The sequence below is a fragment of the Streptococcus sp. 2018110 genome (assembly GCF_019754115.1).
GTDB classification, from domain to species: domain Bacteria; phylum Bacillota; class Bacilli; order Lactobacillales; family Streptococcaceae; genus Streptococcus; species Streptococcus hashimotonensis.
Genome location: NZ_JAIJZO010000009.1, coordinates 17590 through 30129, shown reverse-complemented (window position 1 = coordinate 30129; position 12540 = coordinate 17590). Strand labels below are relative to the sequence as shown.

Below are 12540 nucleotides of genomic sequence, written 5' to 3'. Positions count from 1 at the left end.
TAGCCAATAAGTAAGAATGGAAAAGTTATGAATACATCATTTAAAGAAAAAGTCATATTGATACTCTTATCTGGAGCGACATTGTTAGCTGTTCTCAACTGGTCTAGTATTTATGGGGCTATTCAACAATTATTAGGCAGTATGAACTCGCTTTTTATTGGAGCTATTTTTGCCTTTATTCTCAATGTTCCCATGAAAAAATTAGAAGATCAGTTTGAAAAAATTTCTTTTTTAAAGAAATCCAAGCGGTCTTTGGCAATTGTTGGAGTATTAATTGGATTTGCTTTAATTGTGACAGGACTGGTGGTGATTGTTCTTCCTACATTGGTGACGACTGTTTCAGAACTGGTTTCGGTTAGTAGCACAGCCATTCCAAAATCGGTAAATGCCCTAACTAATTTTCTTGAATCAAATGGTCTTTTGTCGGGACAAATCGGAGACCAGATTGCCAGCTTTTTGGATCAGTTGAAGAATTTAACGCTTATTTCAAGTTTGGTCACACCGATTTTATCTGGCTTGGTGTCCAATGTGACAGGGATTTTTTCGAACACTATGACGTTGATAATGGCTTTCTTCTTTACTCTAGCGATTCTAGGGAGCAAGGAACACTTGCAGGCGATGACGAGAAAGTTCTTGCAGGCTACCTTGCCGGAGAAGGCTGTCAGAGTAGTGAACTATATTGGAGAAGTTATTGTTGATACCTATGACCGATTCTTGATGAGTCAGATTGTTGAAGCGTGTATCATTGGGACGCTTGTCTTTGTTAGTTATTCGCTCTCAGGAATTCCTTATGCCAGCATGGCTGGTATTTTGGCTGGGGTCCTATCATTTGTACCTTATATCGGTCCATTTTCAGCGTGTCTGATTAGTGCTCTCTTTGTGGCGGTACAAAATCCGCTCTTGGCACTCTGGTCTATCGCCCTTTTCCAGATTATTCAGCTGATAGAAGGAAATGTTATCTATCCGCGCGTGGTTGGTCAATCAGTTGGTCTTCCGACCCTATTTACCCTGGCTGCAGCCTTGATTGGTGGTAATTTGTTTGGCCTACTTGGTATGGTCTTCTTTACCCCAATTTTTGCGGTTGTCTACCGCCTGGTTCGTGAATGGGTTGCCAGTCGATTGAAGAAGCAAGATGAATTATTGGTAGAAAGTGAGTAATTCTCGCTTTCTTTTATTTTTGTCATTTTTATGCTATACTGAAGTGATAAAGTTTATGTAGGAGAAAGAGTATGCGTTGTCCAAAATGTCAGAGTTTGAAATCAAGTGTCATTGATAGTCGTCAGGCTGAAGATGGCAATACCATCCGTCGTCGTCGTTCCTGCGACCAATGTGGTCAACGTTTTACCACCTATGAACGGATTGAAGAGAAAACTCTAGTCGTTGTGAAAAAAGACGGAACTAGAGAGCAGTTTTCACGTGAAAAGATTTTCAATGGGATTATTCGTTCTGCTCAAAAGCGCCCTGTGTCAACCGATGATATTGATGAAGTGGTGAATCGGATTGAGCAGAAGGTTCGAGCACAAGGTGATAGTGAAATAGAATCCGATGTCATTGGGAATTTGGTAATGGAAGAATTGGTCGAATTGGATGAAATCACCTATGTGCGTTTTGCATCGGTTTATCGTTCTTTCAAAGATGTTGGAGAGCTAGAAAATTTGCTTAAGCAGATGATTTCCAAAGGAAGTAAGGTAAAACCGGGAAAAAAAGATGAAACCAAATGATTTATTTGCCTATATAAAAATCAGCCCGTTTACACCTGATATTGTCAGTCTTAGCCAATGCTACCAGCCGATTATCGGTTTTGATGCATTAGCGCTTTATTATTACTTTTATAGTTTTGCCGATCAAGGGCAAGGACGTTACAAATGGACTGTCATTCTCAATCACATGGATTTTGGGATGAATCGTTTGGAGAAGGCTCTGGATATTCTGACTGCCATGGGGCTCCTAGAACTCTATCGTGCAGATGAATTAACAGGTTTGGCGCTACAAGCCCCTCTGACCGTAAAAAGTTTTCTAGCGAAACCCTTGTATAAGAACTTGTTGGCAAGAAAGATTGGGGAGTCGAGCATGGAGAATCTGCTTGTTCACCTACCCAATCAGGAACAGAATATCTCAAAAACATTTTCTCAGGTCTTTACCATGGATGGGCAGGCTCCAGTTGTTTTTGAACCGAAACATGATTTCGACTGGTCTGCCTTCAAGGCCTTGATGGCCAAGGATAAGCTTCTTTTTCAGGATGAAGCTGAGGATATTATTGCGCTTAGTTACATAGCAGAGCAGGCAGGCTGGACTTGGTTGGAAACCTATCGTCAGGCTAAAGCAACAGCTATTGGACAGACAATCTCGACCAAACGCTTGCAGCAGTCACGTCAGTCATTGCCAACAGAAAGTGCCAACCTCACTGCCCAAGAACAAGCCATTGTTCGTGAAGCGAAATCAAAATCCAGCCTAACCTTCTTGTCCTTTATCAAGGAGCAACGCAAGGCAGCTGTGACAGGAACAGAACGAAAATGCTTGACGGATTTGGCAAATTTGGGTCTGCTTGATGAAGTTATCAATGTCTTGGTCCTCTATACCTTTAACAAGGTGGACTCAGCCAATCTGAATGAAAAATACGCTATGAAGCTGGGTAATGATTTTTCCTACAAGGGAATTGGCAGTGCAGAGGCAGCTGCTCTTTACCTAAGAGAGTTGAAGACAGGTCAAGCTGTCACCAAGCCGAGCCAGCCACAGAAAAGCAATGTGCCTGAGTGGAGTAAGGAAGAGGTTCAACAAGGACAAACGGCGGAAGGTCAAGCTAGATTAGCTGCTCTTTATCGCGAATTAGAAGAAATGGAAAACAAAGGAGGTAGCTGATGAAATCAGTTCAAGACAGGTTGTCGCAAACAACCAATCCAAGTCCAAAATCTTATCAGCAACTCTATCAGGAGATAGTGAGTGATCCTGAAGTCGCTGCTTTTATCAAAAAAGAAGGTTTGACCCAGCAGGAAATCACTCTCTCCATTTCTAAGTTTTTGGAATATATCAGTCAGCGGGACCTCTTTGTCAAACAGGATGAATCCTATATTGCTAAGGGGTATCAACCAGTTTTGGTTATGAATGAGGGCTACGCGGATGTTTCCTATCTTGAGACAGAAGAATTGGTCGAATACCGTCGTTTGGAAGCTATCAAGAACCGTATCCAGCTCATTAATATGCCGGCAAGTTTGAAAAATGTAACCGTGGCGGATATTGATAAGAGCGATGAAAATCGTGTGGAAGTCATGTTAGCCATTGCGGATTTTGTTAAACGCTTTGAAGAAAAACCAAAAGGTCTTTACATATATGGTAACTTCGGTATTGGAAAAAGTTATTTGATGGCTTATTTAGCCAATTTGTTGTCCAAGACCCATCTTCAATCAACCACCATGCTCCACTATCCGACTTTTGTTGTAGATATAAAAAATGCTATCAAGGATGGTTCTGTCAAGGAGAGAATTGATGAAATCAAGATGGCTCAGGTCTTGGTGCTAGATGACATTGGGGCGGAGCAACATAGTCCGTGGGTGCGTGACGATGTCCTGCAGGTCATTCTGCAATACCGTATGCAGGAAAATCTGCCGACCTTCTTTACGTCCAATTTCTCCTTTGATGATTTGGAACGGCATTTTGCATCTGGCAAGTCTGGTGATGAGACCTGGCAGGCCAAACGGGTTATGGAGCGGATTCGCTATCTGGCTCGCGATTTGCATTTGAAAGGAAATAACCGCCGATGAATGAAACCATTGATTTAATGCTGAACCATACTTCCGTCCGTCGTTTTACGGAAGAGCCCATTGAGGCGGAACATCTGCAAGCTATTATTTCAGCTGGGCGAGCTGCGTCTAGCTGGAAGAATTTCCAGTCTTATTCCATCATTGTGGTACAGTCGGAGGAGAAAAAACAGGCTCTCTATGATTTGGTGCCCCAGCCAGCTGTTTTACAGGCTCAGGCCATTCTGTTTTTTGTGGGCGACCATAATCGTGCCAGCAAGGCGGCTCAACTCCATGGTTCAGACTTTGAGGTCAAAGGAACAGAGAATCTCCTGATTTCTTCTGTTGACGCGAGCCTGGCAGGGCAAAATGCCCTTTTAGCAGCTGAAAGCCTGGGTTATGGTGGTGTCTTCATCGGTATGATTCGCCATAAGGCCTTGGCAATAGCAGAGCTGTTCAACTTGCCAGATTATACCTATCCGATTTTCTGTATTGCACTGGGGCGACCAGCCCAAAACCACCCTGTCAAACCACGTTTGGCAAGTGAAACCATTGTCTTTCAGGAAGAATATGTGGAGCAAGGCGTGGAAGTCATCCAAGCCTACGACCAAGTTCAGACAGACTATGCAGGTGCCCGTCAGACAGAAACTTGGTCGGAGCGTATGGTTGCCCAGTTCGGACAGGCAGAACAGCCAGAAACAAGGGCTCTATTAGAAAAAAATAAATTATTGTAAACTAGAAGAGGAGGAGCTATGGCTCTACCAACTATCGCCATCGTTGGACGTCCCAATGTTGGTAAATCAACCTTATTTAACCGTATTGCGGGGGAACGTATTTCTATCGTAGAAGACGTTGAAGGTGTGACCCGCGACCGTATTTATGCTACTGGTGAGTGGCTGAATCGTAAGTTTTCCCTGATTGATACAGGCGGTATTGATGATGTGGATGCACCTTTCATGGAGCAAATCAAGCATCAGGCTGAGATTGCCATGGATGAAGCGGACGTTATCGTCTTTGTCGTATCAGGCAAAGAAGGTGTGACCGATGCTGACGAGTATGTATCGCGTATCCTTTATAAGACAAACAAACCAGTTATTTTGGTTGTCAATAAAGTTGATAACCCTGAAATGCGTAATGACATCTACGATTTCTATTCACTCGGTCTTGGCGATCCTTATCCAGTATCTTCTGTACATGGTATCGGAACAGGGGATGTCTTGGATGCCATCATTGAAAACCTACCAGCTCAGGAAGCAGAAGAAAATCCAGATATTATCAAGTTCAGCTTGATTGGTCGTCCAAACGTTGGTAAATCAAGTTTGATTAACGCTATTTTGGGTGAAGAGCGCGTGATTGCCTCACCTGTTGCTGGAACGACTCGTGATGCTATTGATACGCACTTTACAGACCCAGAAGGCCAAGAGTTTACCATGATTGACACCGCAGGTATGCGCAAATCTGGTAAGGTCTATGAAAATACAGAGAAATACTCTGTTATGCGTGCCATGCGTGCCATTGAACGTTCCGATGTCATATTGATGGTCATCAATGCTGAAGAGGGTATTCGTGAGTATGACAAACGCATCGCTGGTTTTGCCCATGAGGCTGGTAAGGGAATGATTATCGTAGTCAACAAGTGGGACACGCTTGAAAAAGACAACCACACCATGAAGCAGTGGGAAGACGATATTCGTGATCAATTCCAGTATTTGTCATATGCACCGATTATCTTTGTGTCAGCCTTGACCAAGCAACGCTTGCACAAGTTGCCTGAGATGATCAAGGCTATCAGTGAAAGCCAGAATACCCGTATTCCATCGGCTGTGCTTAACGATGTCATCATGGATGCCATTGCTATCAATCCAACACCGACTGATAAAGGTAAACGTCTCAAGATTTTCTACGCGACTCAAGTTGCGACCAAGCCACCGACCTTTGTGGTTTTTGTCAACGAAGAAGAGCTCATGCACTTCTCCTATATGCGTTTCTTGGAAAATCAAATCCGCAAGGCCTTTGTCTTTGAAGGAACACCAATTCATTTGATTGCACGGAAACGGAAGTAAGAAATGAAAAGAGGGAAACCTCTTTTTTCTTTGCATGCCATGTAAAAAATGCTACAATGAAAAAAAGGAGGTGATTCCATGATAGCGGGCAATGTCATTCTAATGTTGTTTGCATTTCTAACAGTTCCTGTTCTTCTACTAGTAGACTATGAAGATAAGCAGTACAAGCCCTTTGGTCTTCGTTACTGGTTTGGAGTCTTTGCGTGTATATTGGTGTTTTTAGTGACTCTTTTGGTTTATTTTGTAACCTACGCAGTTGGATCCATCATGGTTTTCAACCATTTTGACAGGTTCTTGGTTGGTATCTTTCTTTTCTTGGTATTTGGAGCAAGTGTGTTGACGATTCTACTGGCTAGGGCTATCAAAACCTTAATTCGACGGACTAAGTATTATCAGCAGATGAAATAAGGGGACCGACCATATGGAAATAATCGGTGAAATCTTGGTTGAGTTTTTGGCTGGTCTAGCAGACTTCGATGAAAGAAAGTATTCTCCTTTTGGCCTTCGCTATTGGCTAGGTTGGTTGGGAGTTCTGATTCATGTCTTACTCCTTGCCTTGCTTACTTGTGTGACCGTCTTCTTTTTCAAGTTTTTCTTGGATGGAAAAGGCTTGATTAACGTAGTAGTGGCAGTTGTTTTCCTGCTATTTGCTCTATTTTGGTTTTGGAAAAGCAGAAAAACAATCTTGAAAATGTGGCAGGCAACGATTTATTATTTAGCTATTCATTAGAGACACCAGTTTACCAACTGGTGTTTTTTTGATACCTATTTAAACAATTCAAATTGAAAATATGCTATAATGAAAAGATAATATTTTATACTCAATGAAAATCAAAAGTAGCCTAGGAAACGAAGTCGAAGATAGAACTGGAGTTCATCAAGGCAAGTTGACAACGGATAATTTTGATTTTCGAAGAGTATTAGATATATTTTACAGAAGAGCTGATGATTGGTTGAAGGATAAAGGAGTTAGAATGGGTCGCATGATGCCAGGGCGGATTCGCCAAGAAGGAATTGATTTGTACGAGGCTGGAAAACTGACTGTTCTTCATAGTGAGAATGGAAAGATGGTGCTGGATATTGCTGGTGAGCGCTTCACTTACGGCGATGTAGATAGCGATTTACAGTGTAGTTGCCAGTTATTTCAAAGTAAGGGCTACTGTCAACACCTAGCTGCCACGGAGTATTTTTTAAAAAATGATGCCTCAGGCAAGGATATGAAGCAGTCTTTGAAAGAAGATGGTGAACAACATAAGGAAACCGTCCGTCGGACTTATTTTGGCGGTCTCTTTTTAGATGAAATTTTGCAACCAGAACCAGAACTGGGGCTTAAGTATCAGTTATCAGTTGAAGGGAGCTTATTGCCCTATGATCGTCAGATAGATTGGACCTTGAAAATTACCCGCTTGCCAGATACACGTTCGTACATTGTGCGGGACATCGGAGCTTTTTTGCGCATTGTGAAAGCCAACGGTCACTATCAGATAGGTAAAAATTATTATGAGCAAGTTACTTATGAAAATTTTGATGAACCAAGTCAGGCTCTCCTGGATTTTCTCTGGGCCTTGGTACCAGAGAAAGTTGGTATAGATTCAGACATTCTTACTCATTTTGGACGACATTTTCGTCTGCCACAAGCCTATTTTGAGGAGGGGTTGGAGCTGTTAAATCAGCTAGAACATTTTAACTTTTCCTATCAACAGCAGTCCTATTCCTCCTTGATGGTTCTTCCGTTGACAGGGGAGGAAGGGCTCTATCATTTTGAGGTGACCGTTCACACGCAGATGATTGAAATGGTTATTCACGAAAAACCAGTCCGACCACTTTTTCATGGGCGCTATCTCTTAGTAAATGGCACGGTTTATAGTGTCAATCGCCATCAAGAACATCTGATTTACCAAATTTCCGAACTTGTTCCAACCGAATCAGGTTTGAGAAAGGTACAGGTGGATTTCCCTGACCAAAATCGTCTGGCTTTAAGCTTGCTGGATTTGCAGACAATTGGGACTGTTAAGGCACCTAAACGCTTCATCATTCATGATTTCAAGCCAGAATTTCATATTCAGATGGAGGCAAATGAAAGTTTATCACTCCAATTGGTTTTGGATTTTGATGGACGTAAGGTAAGGAGTGAAGAGGATTTGGCTCTCCTGCCTTTTGCCAGCCATTTCCAACATTTGGAGAGGGTCTATCAGGCTATTCGTTTAGCTGGCTTTAGGGGGACATATCATGCCCAGAGAGCAGCTCTTAGTCAGCAGGAGCTCTATCCATTTTTCCAACAACAATTGCCTATATTACAAAAAATGGGGCAGGTTCATCTAGCAGAAAGGCTCCAGGCTTTATATATTGAAGCCAAACCTCAATTAGAAATTGTGCGTAACGGCTCACTTTTGGATATTTCGTTTGACTTATCAGGTATTGAACAATCTGAAATCGATCAGGCGATTACAGCCTTGCTGAATCAAGAGGACCACTATACTAGCCCGAGTGGTAAGGTATTTGTTTTTGATGAGGAAACCAAGAAAATCAGTCAAACCCTAATCTATCTGCGGGCCCGTCATGGTAAGGAGGGGCAGGTACAAGTCCATGCTCTTGCCGGTTACCAATTGGCTCAATCCTTGTCACAATTCAACCAAGTCAGTTTCTCCAAGGAATTTGAGGAAATGGCAAGCTATCTAGCTCAGCCAGATTTGTTCCCGCTTCCTGATGTGGAAGTAACAACGACGCTTAGGGATTATCAGCAGACAGGGCTTAAGTGGTTGACTATGCTGGATACGTATGGTTTTGGTGGAATTTTAGCTGACGACATGGGGCTTGGAAAGACCTTGCAAACTATCGCCTTTCTGTCCAGTCGGATGACAAAAGATTCCAAAGTTTTAATATTGGCACCGTCCAGCTTGATTTATAACTGGTTAGATGAGTGCAAGCGGTTTGCTCCAAGTTTAGATGTGGCAGTTGTCCATGGAAACAAGGAACAGCGTGAAGAGATCATTGCCAATGGTCACCAAGTCTTAGTTACCTCCTATCCATCCTTCAGACAGGATGTTGCACTCTATAGACAGGAACGCTTTGACTACCTCATTTTAGATGAGGCGCAGGTCATGAAAAATGCCCAATCTAAGATTGCACAACTACTGCGTGAGTTTGAGGTTGGGAATTGCTTTGCCCTCTCAGGTACGCCGATTGAAAACCATTTGACGGAACTCTGGTCCATTTTCCAAATTGTCTTACCAGGTTTATTGCCAGGTAAACAAGACTTCGGTAAGTTAGCAGCCAAGGACATTGCGCGGACCATTCAACCCTTCGTTCTCAGACGTCATAAGGAAGACGTTCTTCAGGAATTGCCTGATTTGATAGAAGTCAATGTACTTAATGAACTGACAGATGAACAAAAAGCCATCTACCTAGCCCAGCTTCAACAAATGCGGACTCAAATAGCTGGCGCAGATGATGCTCAAATCAATCGTAGCAAGATAGAAATCCTATCAGGAATTACTCGCTTACGTCAAATCTGCGATACACCCAGCCTTTTCATGGAAGAGTTTAGTGGTGAGAGTGGCAAACTTAATAGTTTGAAAGAATTACTCTTGCAGCTAAAAGAAGGTGAACACAGGGTCTTGATATTCTCCCAATTCAGAAATATGCTGGAAAAAATAGAAGAACAGCTAAAAGAAATTGGGATGACATCCTATACTCTGACTGGTTCAACCCCTGCTAACCAACGCCAAGAAATGACACAGGCCTTCAATGCAGGAAGTCGAGATGCCTTTCTCATTTCCTTGAAAGCAGGTGGTGTTGGCTTGAATTTGACAGGTGCAGACACAGTCATCCTAGTCGACCTTTGGTGGAATCCTGCCGTGGAAGCTCAGGCTATCAGTCGGGCTCATCGCATGGGGCAGACTGAAAAGGTTGAATGCTATCGCCTGATTACTAGAGGGACAATCGAAGAGAAGATTCAAGAATTGCAAGAAAATAAAAAGAACCTTGTCAAAACAGTCCTTGATGGCAATGAAAGCCGAGCGAATTTGACGGTTGAGGACATTCGCGAGATTTTAGGGATTGAGTGATACGGAATCAGTTGACTCAGCGTAGAATTAGGAAATAAGGCCTAAGTATGGTATAATAAGGGTTCGAAAGGATGACTTATGATTAGACATGAAAAAAGATTTCCACTAGTCGCAGATGATGAGGTACTAGTTGGAGAAAATCCAATTATGAGTTTATATGATGAGAGCGACCTGATTAGCAATATCAGGGGACCTTATCAAGAAAAGGAATTTAGCTGGTCTACCGATTCACAGCGAGTTGCGTCGACAAAACCAGTAGCACAAACGGAAGATGAGCTCCTGCCTCCTCTGTTTGAAGCTAAGCCAAGCCATTATTCTCGCAAGGAACGCCTTCAGCAACTGACTAAAACGAAGCCTTCTCCAGTGAAAACACAGGGGCAGTTGGCTCGTGAACAGGCTAGAGAAGACTTGAAGAAAAAACGAGCAGCAACCTACTTAAGAGATGAAAAACCAGCACCAGCTAAAGTTGTGGTGAAACCTCCTGTCGTTTCAACAACTGAATCTAAGGCAGGTCGGTTGACACGTTTGGCGGACAACCTACGTCAGACAGACTATATTCTCGCTGATATGCCAGCTGTCTATTCTTTGAAGAAAGAAGATAGAGAACAGGAGCAGGTTATAAAGAAAAATTCGTATGACTTTTTAAGAAAGAGTCAGGTTTACAACTATCCTGAGCGCAGACAACAACGAGATCGCCAAGTGGCACAAGAATTGAATTTGACACATATAGAAGAGGAATAACATGACAAAAACCTATCATTTTATCGGAATTAAGGGATCAGGTATGAGCGCACTTGCTCTTATGTTGCATCAAATGGGGCATAAGGTTCAAGGTAGTGATGTAGAGAAATACTACTTTACACAACGCGGGCTTGAACAAGCTGGGATTCAGATTTTACCATTTGATGAGGAAAATATTACAGCAGATGTCGAATTGATTGCTGGTAATGCTTTTCGTCCAGATAACAATGTGGAAATCGCTTATGCTGATGCCCAGGGCTATACCTACAAACGCTACCATGAATTTCTAGGTGAATTTATGAAAGGTTTTACGAGCCTCGGTGTTGCTGGTGCCCATGGTAAGACCTCTACAACGGGATTATTGGCACATGTTATGCGCAATATCACAGATACTTCCTTCCTGATTGGTGATGGTACTGGTCGCGGTTCGGCAAATGCTCAGTATTTTGTGTTCGAATCCGATGAATACGAACGTCACTTTGCCCCATACCATCCTGAATACAGCATCATTACCAATATTGATTTTGACCATCCAGATTATTTCACTAGTCTAGAGGATGTTTTCAATGCTTTCAATGATTATGCGAAGCAAGTAAAAAAAGCTCTCTTCGTTTTTGGTGAAGATGAGCAACTTCGTCGTATCACGGCAAATGCTCCAATCTACTATTATGGCTTGGAAGACAATAATGATTTTGTTGCCTATGACTTGAAGCCTTCTACTAATGGTTCACAATTCAAAGTTCGCCATGGTGAAGAAGAGTTGGGAGAATTCCAAATTCCAACCTTTGGTAAGCATAATGTGATGAATGCAACAGCTGTTATTGCCAATCTCTATATTGCTGGATTTGATTTGCAACTGGTTGCAGAACACTTGAAGACATTTGGAGGTGTCAAACGTCGCTTTACGGAGAAAATTGTCAATGATACTGTTATCATTGATGACTTTGCTCACCATCCAACGGAAATCATTGCAACCATTGATGCGGCACGTCAGAAGTATCCTAGCAAGGAGTTGGTAGCCATCTTCCAACCACATACATTCACCCGTACCATTGCGCTTCTTGATGAGTTCGCAGATGCGTTGAATGGAGCAGATGCAGTTTACCTTGCTCAAATTTATGGATCAGCGCGTGAAACAGACAACGGTCAGGTTAAGGTAGAAGATTTGGCAGCTAAAATCAACAAAAAAGGTGGACTTGTTACAGTTGAAAATACTTCACCACTTTTAGACCATGACAATGCAGTATATGTATTTATGGGAGCTGGTGATATTCAGTCCTATGAATATTCCTTCGAAAGACTCTTGTCAAATCTTACAAATAACGTCCAATAAAAAGAAAGACGGAGGCCTATGGCCCCTGTTTTTCCTCTATATAAGGGAGAAAATTATGGAAATTCGTTTTGCTACTCCTTCGGATTTAGAACAAGTTGTTTTGATTGAAAATGCCAATTTTTCCAAAGAAGAACAAATAGCTGAGTCTGTTCTTGCTATTTATCTGAATGCTTTGAGTAAAACCTGCTTAATAATGGAACACGATGGGGAAATAGCAGGATATTTATTATCCTGTCCTTCTGTTTCGCAGACTGTTACGGACGATATTTTTTACTTGACAGAGAGTGACATGCCGACAGGCAGTCACCTAGCTATTGCCAGTCTATCCGTAGCGGATACCTATAAGGGCCAGGGAGTGGGGACACTTTTGTTGGCAGCCATAAAAGAAGTGGCTTTAGCGGGAGGATTTGAAGGAGTTTCCCTGACCTGTAAAGAGTATTTGATTGGCTACTATGAAATGAATCAGTTTGAAGACTTTGGTCCCTCCTTGTCACAATTTGGAGGACAAATGTGGAGTGATATGTACTGGAAAGCCTTGTAGAAAGGGAAGTTCTTGCAATTCATAAGCCTTTAAGATATAATGTATAGTAACTGTGTGAAAG

General features: G+C 42.3%; 12 protein-coding genes. All 12 read left to right on the top strand.

What is annotated here, in order from left to right; all coding sequences use genetic code 11:
- Window positions 1-27 precede the first annotated feature (27 nt).
- Window positions 28-1158, top strand: coding sequence for an AI-2E family transporter (locus K5Q34_RS06795; protein WP_012027644.1), 1131 nt, complete (start codon window positions 28-30; stop codon window positions 1156-1158).
- A 71-nt stretch (window positions 1159-1229) separates the two neighbouring features.
- Window positions 1230-1721: a transcriptional regulator NrdR gene (gene nrdR, locus K5Q34_RS06790; RefSeq protein WP_002938341.1), complete on the top strand. Its 492-nt coding sequence runs from the start codon at window positions 1230-1232 to the stop codon at window positions 1719-1721.
- The gene (locus K5Q34_RS06785) at window positions 1708-2859 is read left to right on the top strand and encodes a replication initiation/membrane attachment protein (RefSeq protein WP_221864746.1); all 1152 of its coding nucleotides are present in this window, start codon (window positions 1708-1710) and stop codon (window positions 2857-2859) included. Before nrdR ends, K5Q34_RS06785 begins: the two co-directional genes overlap by 14 nt.
- Window positions 2859-3758, top strand: coding sequence for a primosomal protein DnaI (gene dnaI / locus K5Q34_RS06780; protein ID WP_014636109.1), 900 nt, complete (start codon window positions 2859-2861; stop codon window positions 3756-3758). The genes K5Q34_RS06785 and dnaI overlap by 1 nt, the downstream gene beginning before the upstream one ends.
- Window positions 3755-4468, top strand: a complete 714-nt coding sequence (locus K5Q34_RS06775) for an NADPH-dependent oxidoreductase (RefSeq protein WP_221864745.1) — start codon at window positions 3755-3757, stop codon at window positions 4466-4468. The genes dnaI and K5Q34_RS06775 overlap by 4 nt, the downstream gene beginning before the upstream one ends.
- Window positions 4469-4486: 18 nt before the next feature.
- Complete coding sequence (der, locus tag K5Q34_RS06770) at window positions 4487-5797, top strand: ribosome biogenesis GTPase Der (protein WP_012027640.1); 1311 nt, start codon at window positions 4487-4489, stop codon at window positions 5795-5797.
- A gap of 78 nt (window positions 5798-5875) precedes the next feature.
- Window positions 5876-6205, top strand: coding sequence for a hypothetical protein (locus K5Q34_RS06765; protein ID WP_044761218.1), 330 nt, complete (start codon window positions 5876-5878; stop codon window positions 6203-6205).
- A 13-nt stretch (window positions 6206-6218) separates the two neighbouring features.
- Window positions 6219-6527, top strand: coding sequence for a hypothetical protein (locus tag K5Q34_RS06760; protein ID WP_221864744.1), 309 nt, complete (start codon window positions 6219-6221; stop codon window positions 6525-6527).
- A gap of 244 nt (window positions 6528-6771) precedes the next feature.
- Window positions 6772-9864 (top strand): DEAD/DEAH box helicase, encoded by a 3093-nt coding sequence (locus K5Q34_RS06755; RefSeq protein WP_221864760.1) that lies wholly within the window; start codon window positions 6772-6774, stop codon window positions 9862-9864.
- A gap of 78 nt (window positions 9865-9942) precedes the next feature.
- The gene (locus tag K5Q34_RS06750; protein ID WP_172115852.1) at window positions 9943-10605 is read left to right on the top strand and encodes a hypothetical protein; all 663 of its coding nucleotides are present in this window, start codon (window positions 9943-9945) and stop codon (window positions 10603-10605) included.
- A gap of 1 nt (window position 10606) precedes the next feature.
- Entirely contained in the window at window positions 10607-11938 is a 1332-nt protein-coding gene (gene murC, locus K5Q34_RS06745) for a UDP-N-acetylmuramate--L-alanine ligase (protein WP_172115851.1), read from the top strand.
- Window positions 11939-11993: 55 nt separating this feature from the next.
- A complete protein-coding gene (locus tag K5Q34_RS06740; RefSeq protein WP_024406643.1) occupies window positions 11994-12479 on the top strand; it encodes a GNAT family N-acetyltransferase in 486 nt (161 codons plus the stop codon).
- Window positions 12480-12540: the final 61 nt, after the last annotated feature.